The sequence below is a fragment of the Pseudomonas svalbardensis genome (assembly GCF_030053115.1).
In the GTDB taxonomy this organism is placed as follows: domain Bacteria; phylum Pseudomonadota; class Gammaproteobacteria; order Pseudomonadales; family Pseudomonadaceae; genus Aquipseudomonas; species Aquipseudomonas svalbardensis.
This window is the reverse complement of the sequence record NZ_CP125619.1, coordinates 626,044-640,961: the sequence shown is the minus strand read 5'-3', so window position 1 is coordinate 640,961 and position 14,918 is coordinate 626,044. Positions and strand designations below refer to the sequence as shown.

The window sequence follows — 14,918 nt, the reverse complement described above, 5'->3', positions numbered from 1 at the left end:
ATCACCTAGTCTGTAGGAGCGAGGCTTGGTCTGGGCGGCATTCCGACGAAGGCGTCCTCATAGCCAACCGTTTACTTTGTGGGTTTGACGGTGACTGGCGCCTTGCCGGCCTTCATCTGCTCCAGCAACGGCGCGCACTGATTCGGTTCGCCACCGCTCGGCGCCACCAGCGCCAGCAACCCCGCCGCCGGTGCGGCAATGACGCCCAACGCCACCATCCCGGCCCCGCGCAGTATCAGCGGCACAGCCTTCACACCTGCATCAGGCTTGATGAACTTGCCCCGCACGTACAGCGGCGAACGCAGCGATATCAACCGCCAGCCCTTGGATTCCGGGGTGATGGTCAGGTCCAGTTGCTCAGTCGCCATGTTGGCCGTGCCATCGATGTAGATGATCGCGTTTTCGGTATCGAAGACGAACAGGCGCGTGGTCGCCAGTCCGGTCTTGATGTCGAAGTCGGCGGCAGCGCAGTTGATCTTCACTTCCTTGTCGCCAAAGATCTTGCTGACCACATAGTTGCCGACGTTGAGCCCGGCCAGCTCCATCAACTCGCGACTGATAGCGCCATCGTTAATCAGCATCTTCAGATTGCCATTGGCGGTTCCCAGCAGCTTGGCCACCGAGTTGCCACGACCGGTGATGTTGGCATCGCCATTGAGCTCGCCGAAACTGGTTTTCATCGGTTCAAAGGTCGGGAACAGCTGCTTGAGTTTGAATTTGCGCGCGGTGAGTTTGGCCTTGCCTTCCAATGGTTCGGTTCGGCCATTGAGGCGAATCTGAGCATCGAGATTGCCACCGGCTACGCCGAAGCGCAGGGGCTCAAGGCTGAGCACGCCGTCAGTGAGTATCAGGTGGGTGTAGAGATCCTTGAACGGCAGTTTTTCGCTGTGGACGATGCGCTTGCCAGTGAACTCGACGTCAGCGTCCATATCGCGCCAGCGTTCGGTTTTAAACTCTTCGACCGGCAATACCTTGTCCGCCGGCTGCTTGCTTTCACCGCCACGGGCCTTTTGTTTGGTGTTGGAATCGGCACCGATCAGCGGGGCCAGGTCGGCAAACAGCAGTTGATTGGAAACCAGCGATCCGCTCAGCTTCGGGCGCGGCTGACTGGCGACATAGGCCAGGCTGCCATGGATGTCGCTCTGACCGATCTTGCCGTTGAATTCTTCGTAACGGAACACTGCACCATCCGCTTCATTCAGCTTGGCGATCAAGTGGCCGTCAGTCTCGTACGGCGGTGTATCCGGCAGGGTCACGCCGGTCAGCGGGTAGAGATTGCCCAGGCTGGTGCCGGCCAGTTTCAGGCGCAAGTCCATGGCGCCGAGGTTCAGTGGATCGGTGAGGGTGCCGGCAAGTTCGACGCGGGTGTCAGCGATCTTCATTTGTGCCTGAAGCGGGAACGGTCTGGCCGCGTCCTGCAACGCCAGCAGGCCGCCGATTTTGCCTTCGCCCGCGAGTTTCTGGCCGTGGTATTGGCCTTTGACCTTCAGCGCGAATGCGTAATCCTGCGGCGCAGCGCCCTTCTCCGACGCGGTTTTCGCCGCTTTATCACCGACGATGTCACTGAACGGAATCGGTTTGCCCAGCGGGTCGATGATCAAGTCGAGCTGAGTCTTCAGGTTCTGGTCGTCGAGGGTGACGTGGCCTTTGTCGAAGCCGATCGCACCGATGTCCACCACCCAGCTTGAAGGCTCGGCGTTCGGGTCTTTGGGGTCGAATTTGAAGGTCCAGTTGGCGCGACCATCGGCCAGGCGCTGGAGGTCGGCATTCGGCTCGATCAGGTCAATACGCGGGATCACCACGCGTCGAGCCAACAAGGCTAAGGGCGAGATGCGCAACTCGACGCGTTTGAGGGTGACCATCTGCGGCTTCTTCGACCAGTCCGGGTTGCCCAGGCTCAGGTCCTCCGCCACGACATGCGGCCACGGCACCCACGCGCGCCAGCCGCCCTCATCGGGTTCCTGCTGCCAGACCACCGCGAGGTTGCCGTTGATGGCGAACGGGCGGTGCAGCTCTTCGGAAATTTTGGCGTTAAGCGGTGGTTTGATCCGGTTCCAATCGAAGAACGCGATGATCAGAACCAGTACGGCCAGCAAGACAACAAGGCTGGCGAGGCTCCAGGTAACAACTTTACGAGTGCGCGTCATTGCACAGGGCTCCTGATACGACTGAGCGCCCTGACTGCGACGCACGTTTGAAACGTTAGGACAGAACCGGCCTGCCATGGAGTCTAGGACTGGGAAATGGCGCGCAGGTTTAACCGAAATACCGCTTAACGCTCAAATAATCGGTCGGCGACAGGATACCCCTCAATCCAGCGTTACCGGACCCGCACTTTTGCAAGGCGCAAGTGAGTCGAAAATACCCATCTCAGCGCAAAAGCGTCCGCCGGAAACGCCCGATTTAGAGCCGTCTCACGGAACAATCAATTCCGTTGATTATTACCATTGCGTTTATGAACTTTTATATCGACTTATCGAGAGTAGCATTGCCCTCGTACCCACTTTATCGCCCTCCTACGGAGCACCCAATCATGAAACGCCAATTACTGTTTAGCCTTACCCTCTCGATGCTGGCCAGCACAGCTTTCGCCCTGCCGGCTGCTGACCAGGCAACCCCACAAGTCAAATCCACCCACTCGGTGTTCAGCCAAACCGTCGCAGCCGATGGCTCCGACCGCACTCCACAAGGCCAGACCCTTGCCGAAGGTGGCAATGATCGCCTGAAGGAAAAAGGCCTGATCACCCAGGATGGTTCGGACCGTACGCCACAAGGTCAAACCCTGGCTGCTGATGGTTCCGATCGCACTCCACAAGGTCAAACCCTGGCTGCTGATGGTTCCGATCGCACTCCACAAGGTCAAACCCTGGCTGCTGATGGTTCCGATCGCACTCCACAAGGTCAAACCCTGGCTGCTGATGGTTCCGATCGCACTCCACAAGGTCAAACCCTCGCTGCTGATGGTTCCGATCGCACTCCACAAGGTCAAACCCTGGCCGAAGGTGGTGGTGACCGTGTCATCGAACGCAACAGCGCTTTGAGCTGAGCCGATGGCGGCCCTGAAAAAAAGCCCAATCTCCGGATTGGGCTTTTGACGTTATAGATGCCTCACTTCCCCGCTTGATCCCCCGATAGTCGTTCGACGCCGGTAAAGCCGATTTGCTAGAGTGCGCCGCTGTCTTATCCAGAAAATACCCTTGCGATGCTGCCCCGCGCCGAACAGAAACAACAGACCCGCAACGCCCTGATGGACGCTGCCCGCCACTTGATGGAATGCGGCCGAGGATTCGGCAGCCTGAGCCTGCGCGAAGTCGCCAGAACCGCCGGGATTGTGCCCACCGGTTTCTACCGGCATTTCTCCGATATGGATGAACTGGGCCTGGTGCTGGTGAGTGAAGTCGGTCAGACCTTCCGCGAAACCATTCGCTTGGTGCGCCACAACGAGTTCGTCATGGGCGGCATCATTGACGCCTCGGTGCGGATCTTTCTCGACGTGGTTACGGCCAATCGCTCGCAGTTCCTGTTTCTGGCCCGCGAGCAGTACGGCGGTTCGCTGCCAGTGCGCCAGGCCATCGGCCGTTTGCGCGAAGACATCAGCTCGGACCTGGCGGCCGACTTGTCCTTGATGCCGAAACTGCAACACCTGGACATCGCCGGCCTGAGTGTCATGGCTGATCTGATTGTTAAAAGCGTGTTCGCGACCTTGCCGGACATCATTGATCCGCCGGCGCAGGCGCTGCCCGAGCATCTGACGCCGCAGGCAAAAATCACTCAGCAGTTGCGCTTTATCTTTATTGGCCTCAAACACTGGCAAGGCTTGGGCAGCACCGAGTAACCCTGTGGGAGCGAGCTTGCTCCGGGCGGCGTTCCGACGATAGCGTCAGTGCAATCAACACTTCATGCGACGGATACACCGCCATCATCGCGAGCAAGCTCGCTCCCACAAAAAACAATCAACGCATCAATTCGGTGCAACTCAAACATCCACGCACCACTCCCGCTCAAAATTCTGCGACATCCAGAAATGACCACCAAGCTCCGACAGGCATTTCCCACGCATCACCCGATTGGCAAGCCCCTTGCTCTAGCCTAAGCATTGTCCATTGCTGGAAGCCTTCCGATGCTGGTGATTCATCGCAGAATCGACCCTCAACCCGTCTGGGCCGCCGAGTTGCACCTGATCTTCGAAGCCCGGAGCAAAAGCCGTTTGCGCTGTTTCAGTGCCGAGGGTGAGGACGTCGGATTGTTTTTGGAGCGCGGTCAGCCGCCCCTGTATGACGGCGAGTGCCTGCAAGCCGAAGACGGGCGCATCGTCCGCGTCTGCGCCCGGGCCGAACAACTGCTGCACGTCACCTGCGCCAATGCTTTCGAACTGACTCGCGCCGCCTATCACCTCGGCAACCGCCACGTCGCCCTGCAAGTTGGCGACGGCTGGTTACGCCTGCTCGACGACTACGTGCTCAAGGCCATGCTCGAACAGCTTGATGCCAAGGTCGAGAACATTGAAGCGCCGTTCCAGCCGGAACACGGCGCCTATGGCGGCGGCCATCACCATTCGCGCCACGGCGATGAAGACTTCAACTACCCGCCGAAACTGCACCAGTTCGGCGTGCGGCTATGAACCCAGCCTGGGCGCTGCTGCGCCTGGCCAGTCCGCAGTTGCCGATTGGCGGTTACAGCTATTCCCAAGGCCTGGAAATGGCTGTGGATAACGGTCGGGTGAATGGTCCTGACAGCGCCCGTCGCTGGATCAGTGATCAGTTGCTGCTGAACCTAGCGCGTTTCGAAGCGCCGTTGCTGCTCGCCCATTGTGTGGCCGCGGCAGAAGAAAACTGGGCCGAACTGCTGCAACGCTGCGAAGAACATCGCGCCAGCCGGGAAACTCGCGAGCTGCATCAGGAGAGCCGGCAGATGGGCTATTCGTTGCAGCAACTGCTCAACGGTTTGCCTGAGCTTGATGCTCCGGCCCGCGCCTTTCTTGAACAACGTCCCGAGCCGCACTTGGCCCTCGGCTGGGCACTGGCCGCTAGCGCCTGGAAAATCAGCCCGCAGGACGCGCTGGCGGCGTGGCTCTGGAGTTGGCTGGAAAACCAACTGGCAGTGCTGATGAAAACCCTGCCGCTGGGCCAGCAAGCCGCGCAACGCCTGACCAGCGAACTGCTGCCGCTGCTGCAAGAGGCTCAGCAGAACGCCACCCGAATCAACCCCGAACACTATGGCAGCGCCGCTTTCGGCCTGTCCCTGGCGTGCATGGCCCATGAGCGCCAGTACAGCCGTCTGTTCCGTTCCTAGGGCCTTTATTTTTGGAGAATCACATGAACACACAACCTCTGCGCGTCGGCATCGGCGGCCCGGTCGGTTCCGGCAAAACCGCTTTGACTTTGGCCCTGTGCCTGGCGCTGCGCGACCGCTACAACCTGGCGGTGGTCACCAACGACATCTACACCCGTGAAGACGCCGACTTTCTGGTGCGCAACGAGGCCCTGGCGCCGGAGCGGATCATCGGCGTGGAAACCGGTGGCTGCCCGCACACGGCGATCCGCGAAGACGCTTCGATCAACCTCGAAGCCGTGGACCAACTGAACCGCCGCTTTCCGGGGCTGGACCTGATCCTTGTGGAATCCGGTGGCGACAACCTGTCTGCCACCTTCAGCCCAGAGCTGTCCGACCTGACCATTTATGTGATCGACGTCTCGGCCGGCGACAAACTGCCGCGCAAGGGCGGCCCGGGAATCTGCAAATCGGATCTGCTGGTGATCAACAAAATCGACCTCGCGCCATTGGTGGGTGCGTCGCTGGAACTGATGGACAGCGACACCAAGCGCATGCGCAACGGCAAGCCGTTCGTTTTCAGCAACCAGAAAACCGGCCTCGGCCTGGAAGAAATCATCGCCTTCATCGAACGCCAAGGCCTGCTGACAGCGGCGTGAACACGACCAACTTTTATCAACAAGGAAGCTTATCCATGACACTTAAACGCATTCTGGGCGCCATGGCCCTGCTGCTGACCCCGGCCATCGCCTTCGCCCACCCGGGGCATGGCGACAACGGTTTGATCGCCGGCATCAGCCACCCGGTCGGTGGCCTCGATCACTTGCTGGCAATGGTTGCGGTCGGTTTGTGGGCGGCACAACAGAAAGGCGCTGCACGCTGGGCGCTGCCGTGCACATTCGTCGGCATCATGCTGATCGGCGGGTTGCTGGGGTTTGAAGGGCTGAACCTGCCGGCGCTGGAGAGCGGGATTGCGGCGTCGGTGCTGGCACTGGGTCTGGCGGTGGCTTTGGCCGTGCGTCCGCCGTTGAGCCTCGCCGTTGCGGCAACCGCTTTGTTTGCGCTTTTCCACGGGGTGGCGCACGGGCTGGAGTTGCCGCAGATGTCGAGCCCTTGGGCATATGCGGCGGGTTTTATAGCGGCGACGGCTGCGTTGCATGGATTGGGTTATGCCGTGGTGCGGGTGTTGCCGCAAGCGGCGGCGCCGTTGGTTCGACTGGCGGGTGCGGCCTCAGCGGCGACTGGCGTGTGGTTGTTGGCGGGCTGATTTCTTTATCGCCTGTGATGGCCTCATCGCGAGCAGGTCGAATCGTCGCACCGTCGCTCCCACCTTTGTTCTGTGTGCACAGTTCCAGTGTGGGAGCGAGCCTGCTCGCGATATAGGTCTGACAGACACCGCATCTCTCAGGCCTGATAACATGTCGCGCAATCAACCCTGCCGTGACGACGCCAGCCAATGCCGCCTGTTTCCCGCTCCGCCTCCCAGCCTGAATTGACCGCTCTGTTTGCCTCAGTGCAACAGCACTTCCAGGACGTGATCGTGCCGCTCTGGCAAGGTCCCGGCTGGAATGCCGACATGGCGCTGCCCTATGAGGCGCTGGACGCCGAGCACCAACCGCTGCCGCCCCAACGCTATCGCGCCATGGCCTGCGCGCGGCAGCTTTACCTGTTTTCCAGCCTGATCGGCCAGGTACCGGCCGCCGAAGAGCGCGCCGCAGCGCTGTTCCATTCCCTGCAGCAGCATTTCCACGATGCCGAGCATGGCGGCTGGTTCTATAGCGTTGACCCTCAGGGTGCGCCCCTGGATCAGCGCAAAGACCTCTACACCCACGCTTTCATCCTGTTCGCCTGCGCCCATTACTGGGACAAAGTTCGCGAACCGCTGGTGGAATCGGTGCTCAACGCCGTACTGGAAGTGGTCGCGCAGCGCTTCGCCACGGGCGACGGCCTGTACGAAGCCAACCTCGACCGTGACGGGTCCTCGCTCGAGTCCGGGCCGCTGCAAAATCCCCTGATGCACTTGGCCGAAGCCTTCCTCGCCACGCTGTCGGTGCGCGAAGACGTCGCCGTGCAAGACGCGCTCGTCGAGTTATGCACAGCCATGCAGAAGCGTTTTATCGACCCGCAACACGGTGTGTTGATGGAGAAACCGCTGGGCGCTGTGGATAACTGGTTTGAACCGGGGCACCAGTTCGAGTGGTATTTCCTGCTGGAATCGTCTTCGTTGCTGCGCGGTTCGACACTCCACGCCTCTCTGGAACGCGCCTTTGCGTTCACCGAACAGCTGGGTGTCGATCCGCAAACCGCCGCAGTGCGGGCGTCGCTCGATCTGGATGGCCGTCCCAAGGATGCCACCCAACGCATATGGGCCCAGGCTGAATACCTGCGCGCTCTGACCTTGCGTCCGAACAGCGAAGGTTCGGTACAACGCCAATTGCAGGCGTTGCAGCAACACTTTCTGCATGTGGGCGGATGGTATGAGTGTCGGGATGAGAATGGCGATGTCAGTCGCAATGACATGCCTTCGACGACGCCTTATCACTTGGCAACCTGCTATCGCGGATTAGCCGATTATCTGCGCTGACTGACACATAGCTATCGCGAGCAAGCTCGCTCCAACAGGGTTTGTGTCGTTCGCGAAATGGGCATTCAACACAAAACCTGTGGGAGCGTGGCTTGCCCGCGATGGCCGTTACGCGGACTTAAACCTTGCCAGCATTACGCTCAATCGCAAACCCGCTCCACGTCTGGCTCACCGGCATCAGCTCCAGGCTGTTGATGTTGATGTGCGCCGGGGCATTGAGCACCCAGAAAATGGTGTCGGCGATGTCTTGCGGCTGGATCGGCTCAGCACCGGCGTAGGTCGCGTTGTAACGCTCCTGGTCACCGGCAAAACGCACCAGTGAGAACTCGCTTTCGCATAAGCCCGGCTCGATATTGCTGACCCGCACGCCCGTACCTTGCAGGTCGCAGCGCAAGTTCAGGGAGAACTGTTTAACGAACGCTTTGCTCGCGCCATACACATGGCTGCCCGGGTACGGGTAGTTGCCGGCGATGGAGCCGAGGTTGACGATGCCGGCGCCACGACCGTGAGCGATCAGGCGGGGCAACAACAGACGCGTGCTGTACATCAGGCCTTTGATGTTGGTGTCGACCATGGTGTCCCAATCGTCGAGGTCGCACTTGGGCGCCGGGTCAACACCCAGGGCCAGCCCGGCGTTGTTGATCAGCCCGCGCAGTTTGGCGAAGGACGGCGGCAGGTTGGCAATCGCCTCCTCCATGGCCTTGCGATCACGCACGTCGAGCACCAGGCCGTGGACCTCGGTCTGCTTCGACAACTCGGCGCACAGCGCATTGAGGCGCTCTTCACGACGGCCGGTCAGCACCAGTTTCCAGCCGGCTTCGGCAAAACGACGGGCGCAGGCTTCACCAAAACCGGAGGTCGCGCCGGTAATAAACAGGGTGTTGGACATCGTGTTCTCCTTGCTTCGGCTGATCGTTAGCCACTGGAATAGAAAATCAGCAGCCAGCATGCCCGGCCTTGCCCACAGCGGCAACTACCGCAGAAGCTGTACAAAAAACGTCCAACCGTTGCCACGCCTTGCCCGCCGTGGCTTTCAGCCATGTGCGCGCACCTTATCCACAGGTCGGTCCACAGTTTCCGGGGGCAAGTGGAAAAGCTGTAAGCCGCTGTGCACAAGGCTTTGCGGGCAAATTGGAAATTTTTTTGCTTGACCCTGGAACGTCGGCTGTGTAGCCCATGGCATTTTGCACGATTGACCGGTCATGCCGACGATGGCGCCAAGCCAGTAACTACGGCCTTCAGCCGAGTCTTTCCAGAGTTTAACCACAGACTTATCCACAGGCAGCTCTACCCTGTTTTGGCCCGTTTTCGTCATCAACAAAAAGGTTGACAAAGCCCGCTCGCGGTCCCGCAAAAACGCCTGATCAAAAAACAACCACAACTCTGCAAGCCACGTTTTCAAAGGCTTTCAGCCAGCTACTCCCACGTTATTCACAGCCAGCTCCACAGCAAACGGGGACAAGTCAAAACCGTGACAAAACAACTATTTGCAGCGGCTTTATGTCGCGGTTTGAGAGCTTGTGAATATTGTTTTCCACAATTTCCAGAAAGCTCACTCCCACAGGGATTAGTGGTGTTTTGGAGGTGTAAAAAAGCCCCGGCGATTGCTCGTCGGGGCTTGTTGTTGCAGCGCAGACTCAGTGGCCGCCGAGATAGGCGTTGCGCACTTCCTCGTTAACCAGCAGCTCCTTGCCGGTGCCCGTGAGGCGGATCTCGCCGTTGACCATCACGTACGCCCGGTCCGACAGTTTGAGGGCGTGGTTGGCGTTCTGCTCCACCAGGAAGATGGTCATGCCGGTTTTCGCCAGTTCCCGCAGAGTCGCGAAGATCTGTTTCACCACAATCGGTGCCAGCCCCAGGCTCGGCTCATCGAGCAACAGCAATTTTGGACGGCTCATCAGCGCACGGGCGATGGCGAGCATTTGCTGTTCGCCGCCGGACATGGTCATGGCCCGCTGGGTACGTCGCTCCTTGAGCCGCGGAAACAGCTCGAACATGCGCTGCATGTCCTCGGTGGCGTACTTGTCACCGATAGGGATGGTACCCATCAACAGGTTTTCCTCGACGGTCATGTCGGGGAATACCCGCCGGCCTTCCGGCGATTGAGCGATACCGTGGGAGGCGATGTAGTGGGATGACTTGTGAGTGATATCCACACCCTGATAGATGATCTGCCCGTCCGCCGCCCGCGGCTGACCGAAAATCGACATCAGCAGGGTAGATTTTCCGGCACCGTTGGAGCCGATCAGGCTGACGGTTTCACCTTCATTGATGTGCAGCGAGACTTTCTTCAGGGCCTGGATCGGCCCGTAAAACACGTCCAGTTCCTTGAGTTCGAGGATGGGTTGGCTCATAGCACCACTTCCTCTTCATCGGCGCCCAGATAGGCCGCAATCACTTTCGGATCGCGGCGTATATCGTCGGGGCCGCCCTCGGCGATGACGATACCGTGGTCCAGCACCACGATGTGGTCAGAAATGCTCATTACCATGCCCATGTCGTGTTCGATCAGCACCACGGTCAGATCGTGCTCGTCGCGCAGCAGCCGGATCATCGCGCTCAGCGCTTCGGTTTCCTGAGGGTTGAGGCCAGCGGCCGGTTCGTCGAGGCAGATGATCTGCGGACGGGTACACATGGCCCGGGCGATTTCCAGACGGCGTTGCTGCCCGTAGGACAGTTCACCGGCCAGACGGTTGGCGCAGTCCACCAGGTCGACGACTTCCAGCCAGTAGAAGGCGTGGTCCAACGCATCGCTTTCGGCCTTGCGGTAGCCCTTGGTGTTGAGGATACCGGCCAGCAGGTTGCGGTTGACCCACATGTGTTGGGCCACCAGCAGGTTTTCCAGCACCGACATTTCCTTGAACAGGCGAATGTTCTGGAACGTCCGCGCCAGGCCGGCCCGGTTCACCAGATGGGTGCCGCCGAACATTTTGTAGTACATCCGGCTGGCGAAAGATTTCGGCGAGACGAAATCGGTCGGTTTGAACGATTCACCCAGCAGCTTGATGACATTGGTCTCCTCGCCACGCACATTGAGTTCGATCTTGCCGCCCGAGGCCTTGTAGAACCCGGTCAGGCAGTTGAACACGGTGGTCTTGCCGGCGCCGTTGGGGCCGATCAGGGCGAAGATCGAGTTGCGTTCGACCTTCAGGCTGACATCGTTCAACGCCTTGATGCCGCCGAAGTGCATCATCAGCTTCTCGACCGAGAGTACGACTTCGCTCATGGCGCTACTCCTTTACGCGGGGTCACACCGGTACGGCTGATCCGAATCAGGCCGCGCGGTCGCCAGATCATCATCAACACCATCAGGATGCCGAACAGCAGCACGCGATATTCCGCGAAACCCCGCAACAGTTCCGGGGCGACGGTCAGCACGAAGGCCGCAATCACCACGCCGATGGTCGAGCCCATGCCGCCGAGTACCACGATGGCGAGGATCAATGCCGATTCGAAGAAGGTGAACGAGGTCGGGTTGACGAAGCCTTGGTAGGTGGCGAAGAACACACCGGCCAGACCGGCCGTCGATGCACCGATGGTGAACGCCGAGAGTTTGACCAGTACATGGTTCAGGCCCATAGAGCGGCAAGCGATTTCGTCTTCACGCAAGGCTTCCCAGGCGCGGCCGACCGGCATGCGGGTCAAGCGGTGCTTGACGTACAGCACGGCCAGCACCACCAGGAACAACACCGCGTAGATGAAGAAGTACTTCACGTCCGGGTTATAGGCGATGCCGAAAAACTCATGAAACGGCACCCCGCCCTCTTTAGCCCTTTTGCCGAACTCGATGCCGAAGAAGGTTGGCAACGGAGCGGCCATACCATTCGGGCCGCCGGTCAGGGACAGCCAGTTATTGAGGATCAACCGGATGATTTCACCGAAGCCCAGGGTCACGATTGCCAGGTAGTCACCGTGCAGGCGCAACACCGGAAAACCGAGAATGCAGCCGGCAAGGCCAGCGATGATCGCCGCCAGCGGCAGCACCGTCCAGAAGCCCAAGCCAAGGTATTGGTAACCGAGCGCCAACCCATAAGCACCGATGGCGTAGAACGCCACGTAACCCAGGTCGAGCAGGCCAGCCAGACCGACCACGATGTTCAGCCCCAGGCCCAGCAGCACGTAGATCAGCCCGAGGATGACCACGCCCAGCAGGTAGGAGTTGGAGAAAAACGGGAACACCACGGCTACGACGATCAACACCGGAATGATCCAGCGCAACCGGGATTTATAGTCAGGCGGCAATACATGCACCCCGGAACCGGTGCTTTCAAAGCCTTCGAGAATTCTCAGGCCCTTGGGGGTTTGCAGGAACAGGCTCAGGGCGAAGCGGCCCGCCATGACGATGGCGACAATCAACGCCACACGGGTCGTTTCCAGGTTGAAGCCATAGCCATCGAGGACCACGCCGACAATCGGGCCGAACACAATCAGGGCGACAAGGCCGGCAAGAATCGCGTCAACCAGGCTTCTTTTGAGATCAATGGTTTTTTTAGTGGTTGAAGACATCGCTTACACCTTCGACACAAGAGGACGGCCGAGCAGGCCTTGGGGCCGAAAGACCAGAACGAGAACGAGCAGCGAGAAGCTGAAAACGTCTTTGTAGTCCGAGTTCACCAGACCTGAGAACAACGACTCGGAAATCCCGAGAATGATCCCGCCGAGCATCGCACCGGGTAGCGAGCCAATCCCGCCGAGTACCGCTGCGGTGAACGCTTTGATCCCGATGATGAAGCCGGCGTAAAAGTCGAACGTGCCGTAGTTCATGGTGATCAGCACGCCGGCCAGGGCCGCCATCGCTGCACCGATGATGAACACGTAGGAAATCACCCGATCGGTGTTGATCCCCAGAATCGAGGCCATCTTGCGATCTTGCTGGGTAGCGCGGCACATGCGGCCGAGCTTGGTGTACTTGATGACGTAGGTCAGCAGGGCCATCCCGGCAAACGCTGCGACCAGAATGAAGATCTTGGTGTAGGTCAACTGCACAAAACCTGTACCGATTTCGACGCGCCAGGCACCCGTGAGCAAGGTCGGAACCCCTTGTTGCTTCGCGCCTTGAGCGATCTGTGCATAGTTTTGCAGGATCAGTGAAATGCCGATGGCGCTGATCAGCGGTGCCAGTCGGGTGGAGTTACGCAGGGGTTTATAGGCAACCCGTTCGATGACCCAGCCATACACCGCCGTGACGATGATGGTGAAGATCAGTGTGCCAAGCATCAGCAGAGGGAAGGATTCAATACCGAAGTATGCCAGCAGAGCCAGACTGATCGCCGCGAGGTAAGCGGAAATCATGTAAACCTCGCCGTGGGCGAAGTTGATCATGCCGATGATGCCATAGACCATTGTGTAGCCGATGGCGATCAGGCCATAGACCGACCCGAGGGTCAGGCCGTTGACCAGTTGCTGCAGGAAAATACCATCCATAACGCAATCTCACGCATTTGAGAGACTGCACAGAAGCCGGGTACGACGGACCGGGGTTCAGCCGCCGGCGTAACACGGTTGTGTGCAGCTCTACGAGAAAAGACAGGTACTGCACGGACATGTTGATTGATTGCCCGGCGCAAGGCGCCGGGCAATCAGCTGTTCATATCACTTCTGTTTTTCCAGTTGGTGGTATTTGCCGTCCTTGTCCCACTGGTAAACCACGTAGTCGGAGACTTTCAGGTCGCCCTTGGAATCCCAGGCCTTCTCGCCCATCACGGTTTTGACCGTGTTGGCTTTCAGCCATTTGGCAGCTTCTTCGCCTTTGTTGGACTTGGCGCCATTGAAGGCAGCTGCCAGGGTCTGAACCGAAGCGTAGGCGTACAGGGTGTAGCCTTCAGGCTCGGTACCGGCTTTACGGAACGCGTCAACCACGGTCTTGCTGTCTGGCAGCATGCGCGGGTCAGCGCCGAAGGTCATCAGTACGCCGTCGACGAATTGCGGGCCACCAGCGGTGGTCACCAGTTCGTCGGTTACGATGCCGTCGTCGGACATGAACTTGACGTCTTTGAGGCCTTGCTCACGCAGTTGGCGAACCAGAGGACCGGCTTCCGGGTGCAGACCACCGAAGTAGACGATGTCGGCGCCAGCGCCGCGGATTTTGGTGACGATGGTGCTGAAATCTTTCTCGCCACGGGTCAGGCCTTCATACAGCACCGGTTTCACACCGCGTTTTTCCAGCTGGGCCTTGGTAGCGTCCGCCAGGCCTTGACCGTAGGTGTCCTTGTCGTGCAGGACCACGACTTTCTTGCCCTTGAGCACGTCGACGATGTAGTCGCCGGCCACGATGCCTTGCTGGTCGTCACGCCCGCACATACGGAACATGGCACTCAGGCCGCGCTCGGTAACAGCCGGGTTGGTGGAGCCAGGAGTGATCGCGATGATGCCCGCTTCGTCGTAGATCTCCGAAGCCGGGATGGTCGAGGAGGAGCAGAAGTGACCGACTACGCCAGCGACTTTCTGGTTGGTCAGGTCCTTGGCGACCGTCACAGCCTGTTTCGGTTCGCAGGCGTCATCGCCCTTGACCAGTACGATTTTTTCCCCGTTTACGCCGCCCGCTGCGTTGACCGCATCGGCCGCAGCCTGTGCACCCTTCATGTACTGTTCGCCAAATGCCGCGTTGGCGCCTGTCATTGGTCCCGCCACACCGATTTTCACATCAGCCTGTGCAAACGCAGAAACACCCAACGCAGTTGCCACTGCGAGGGCCAAAAAGCCTTTTTTGTAAAACGTCTGGGACATGAGGTGGTGCTCCAAGGTTTTTTTTAGTTAGCACTGCGACTTCCTGAATGCTCAGAGCAAGGGCCGTGCCATCGGTTTTTTATTCTGAAAAAAGTCGCTGCTTTATTGTTATTTCGACTGTTTCGATCCCATTTTCATTGGGCGTGCAACCGTCTAAACCGCGGAAGGTGAAACCATTTATTTTTAAAGGCGCAACCCTAGCGCGCCATCATTGCAACCGCGGCGCCAAACGACGTGCAACCAGCCTGTAACAACGTGCGTCACCGAAGTGCACACTGCTGGTGCGCAACTGCTACAACCCGCACCTTTTACAGGCTAGTCGCTGCGCGAAAAAGCG

General features: G+C 59.3%; 15 protein-coding genes. 7 read left to right on the top strand and 8 right to left on the bottom strand.

Annotated features, from left to right (window positions below):
- Positions 1-71 precede the first annotated feature (71 nt).
- Positions 72-2,147 carry an AsmA family protein gene (locus QFX16_RS02840; RefSeq protein WP_283182746.1) on the bottom strand — a complete coding sequence of 692 codons (2,076 nt, stop codon included), beginning with the start codon at positions 2,145-2,147 and terminating at the stop codon, positions 72-74.
- A 386-nt stretch (positions 2,148-2,533) separates the two neighbouring features.
- Here QFX16_RS02840 and QFX16_RS02835 point away from each other — a divergent pair, with 386 nt between their 5' ends.
- The 7 genes from QFX16_RS02835 to QFX16_RS02805 all read left to right on the top strand — a co-directional run bounded on the left by QFX16_RS02835 (position 2,534) and on the right by QFX16_RS02805 (position 7,855).
- Positions 2,534-3,046 (top strand): WD40 repeat domain-containing protein, encoded by a 513-nt coding sequence (locus QFX16_RS02835; RefSeq protein WP_283182745.1) that lies wholly within the window; start codon positions 2,534-2,536, stop codon positions 3,044-3,046.
- A 156-nt stretch (positions 3,047-3,202) separates the two neighbouring features.
- Positions 3,203-3,835, top strand: a complete 633-nt coding sequence (locus tag QFX16_RS02830) for a TetR family transcriptional regulator (RefSeq protein WP_283182744.1) — start codon at positions 3,203-3,205, stop codon at positions 3,833-3,835.
- A 285-nt stretch (positions 3,836-4,120) separates the two neighbouring features.
- Complete coding sequence (gene ureE / locus QFX16_RS02825; RefSeq protein ID WP_283182743.1) at positions 4,121-4,621, top strand: urease accessory protein UreE; 501 nt, start codon at positions 4,121-4,123, stop codon at positions 4,619-4,621.
- Complete coding sequence (locus QFX16_RS02820; protein WP_283182742.1) at positions 4,618-5,292, top strand: urease accessory protein UreF; 675 nt, start codon at positions 4,618-4,620, stop codon at positions 5,290-5,292. The genes ureE and QFX16_RS02820 overlap by 4 nt, the downstream gene beginning before the upstream one ends.
- 23 nt (positions 5,293-5,315) lie before the next feature.
- Positions 5,316-5,930, top strand: a complete 615-nt coding sequence (ureG, locus tag QFX16_RS02815) for an urease accessory protein UreG (protein WP_008157381.1) — start codon at positions 5,316-5,318, stop codon at positions 5,928-5,930.
- Between the two features lie 35 nt (positions 5,931-5,965).
- Positions 5,966-6,538, top strand: coding sequence for a HupE/UreJ family protein (locus QFX16_RS02810; protein ID WP_283182741.1), 573 nt, complete (start codon positions 5,966-5,968; stop codon positions 6,536-6,538).
- 189 nt (positions 6,539-6,727) lie between these two features.
- Positions 6,728-7,855 (top strand): AGE family epimerase/isomerase, encoded by a 1,128-nt coding sequence (locus tag QFX16_RS02805; protein ID WP_283182740.1) that lies wholly within the window; start codon positions 6,728-6,730, stop codon positions 7,853-7,855.
- Between the two features lie 118 nt (positions 7,856-7,973).
- Here QFX16_RS02805 and QFX16_RS02800 read toward each other — a convergent pair whose 3' ends face one another.
- The 7 genes from QFX16_RS02800 to QFX16_RS02770 all read right to left on the bottom strand — a co-directional run bounded on the left by QFX16_RS02800 (position 7,974) and on the right by QFX16_RS02770 (position 14,581).
- Entirely contained in the window at positions 7,974-8,744 is a 771-nt protein-coding gene (locus QFX16_RS02800) for an SDR family oxidoreductase (protein ID WP_283182739.1), read from the bottom strand.
- Positions 8,745-8,888: 144 nt separating this feature from the next.
- The gene (locus QFX16_RS02795) at positions 8,889-9,257 is read right to left on the bottom strand and encodes a hypothetical protein (protein ID WP_283182738.1); all 369 of its coding nucleotides are present in this window, start codon (positions 9,255-9,257) and stop codon (positions 8,889-8,891) included.
- Between the two features lie 235 nt (positions 9,258-9,492).
- On the bottom strand, positions 9,493-10,209 hold the full coding sequence (locus tag QFX16_RS02790; RefSeq protein WP_283182737.1) for an ABC transporter ATP-binding protein: 717 nt from the start codon (positions 10,207-10,209) through the stop codon (positions 9,493-9,495).
- Complete coding sequence (locus QFX16_RS02785) at positions 10,206-11,081, bottom strand: ABC transporter ATP-binding protein (protein ID WP_283182736.1); 876 nt, start codon at positions 11,079-11,081, stop codon at positions 10,206-10,208. The genes QFX16_RS02790 and QFX16_RS02785 overlap by 4 nt, the downstream gene beginning before the upstream one ends.
- On the bottom strand, positions 11,078-12,361 hold the full coding sequence (livM, locus tag QFX16_RS02780; protein ID WP_283182735.1) for a high-affinity branched-chain amino acid ABC transporter permease LivM: 1,284 nt from the start codon (positions 12,359-12,361) through the stop codon (positions 11,078-11,080). Before livM ends, QFX16_RS02785 begins: the two co-directional genes overlap by 4 nt.
- Before the next feature lie 3 nt (positions 12,362-12,364).
- Complete coding sequence (locus tag QFX16_RS02775) at positions 12,365-13,279, bottom strand: ABC transporter permease subunit (protein WP_283182734.1); 915 nt, start codon at positions 13,277-13,279, stop codon at positions 12,365-12,367.
- A gap of 168 nt (positions 13,280-13,447) precedes the next feature.
- Positions 13,448-14,581 (bottom strand): ABC transporter substrate-binding protein, encoded by a 1,134-nt coding sequence (locus QFX16_RS02770; protein WP_283182733.1) that lies wholly within the window; start codon positions 14,579-14,581, stop codon positions 13,448-13,450.
- Positions 14,582-14,918: the final 337 nt, after the last annotated feature.

Excerpts from the sequence above, each read along its gene's own strand:
- QFX16_RS02830 (WP_283182744.1), top strand. The coding sequence starts at position 3,203 with ATGCTGCCCCGCGCCGAACAGAAACAACAGACCCGCAACGCCCTGATG.
- QFX16_RS02835 (WP_283182745.1), top strand. The coding sequence starts at position 2,534 with ATGAAACGCCAATTACTGTTTAGCCTTACCCTCTCGATGCTGGCCAGC.
- QFX16_RS02775 (WP_283182734.1), bottom strand. The coding sequence starts at position 13,279 with ATGGATGGTATTTTCCTGCAGCAACTGGTCAACGGCCTGACCCTCGGG.
- QFX16_RS02820 (WP_283182742.1), top strand. The coding sequence starts at position 4,618 with ATGAACCCAGCCTGGGCGCTGCTGCGCCTGGCCAGTCCGCAGTTGCCG.
- QFX16_RS02770 (WP_283182733.1), bottom strand. The coding sequence starts at position 14,581 with ATGTCCCAGACGTTTTACAAAAAAGGCTTTTTGGCCCTCGCAGTGGCA.
- QFX16_RS02840 (WP_283182746.1), bottom strand. The coding sequence starts at position 2,147 with ATGACGCGCACTCGTAAAGTTGTTACCTGGAGCCTCGCCAGCCTTGTT.
- ureG (WP_008157381.1), top strand. The coding sequence starts at position 5,316 with ATGAACACACAACCTCTGCGCGTCGGCATCGGCGGCCCGGTCGGTTCC.
- QFX16_RS02790 (WP_283182737.1), bottom strand. The coding sequence starts at position 10,209 with ATGAGCCAACCCATCCTCGAACTCAAGGAACTGGACGTGTTTTACGGG.
- livM (WP_283182735.1), bottom strand. The coding sequence starts at position 12,361 with ATGTCTTCAACCACTAAAAAAACCATTGATCTCAAAAGAAGCCTGGTT.
- ureE (WP_283182743.1), top strand. The coding sequence starts at position 4,121 with ATGCTGGTGATTCATCGCAGAATCGACCCTCAACCCGTCTGGGCCGCC.
- QFX16_RS02800 (WP_283182739.1), bottom strand. The coding sequence starts at position 8,744 with ATGTCCAACACCCTGTTTATTACCGGCGCGACCTCCGGTTTTGGTGAA.
- QFX16_RS02785 (WP_283182736.1), bottom strand. The coding sequence starts at position 11,081 with ATGAGCGAAGTCGTACTCTCGGTCGAGAAGCTGATGATGCACTTCGGC.
- QFX16_RS02805 (WP_283182740.1), top strand. The coding sequence starts at position 6,728 with ATGCCGCCTGTTTCCCGCTCCGCCTCCCAGCCTGAATTGACCGCTCTG.
- QFX16_RS02810 (WP_283182741.1), top strand. The coding sequence starts at position 5,966 with ATGACACTTAAACGCATTCTGGGCGCCATGGCCCTGCTGCTGACCCCG.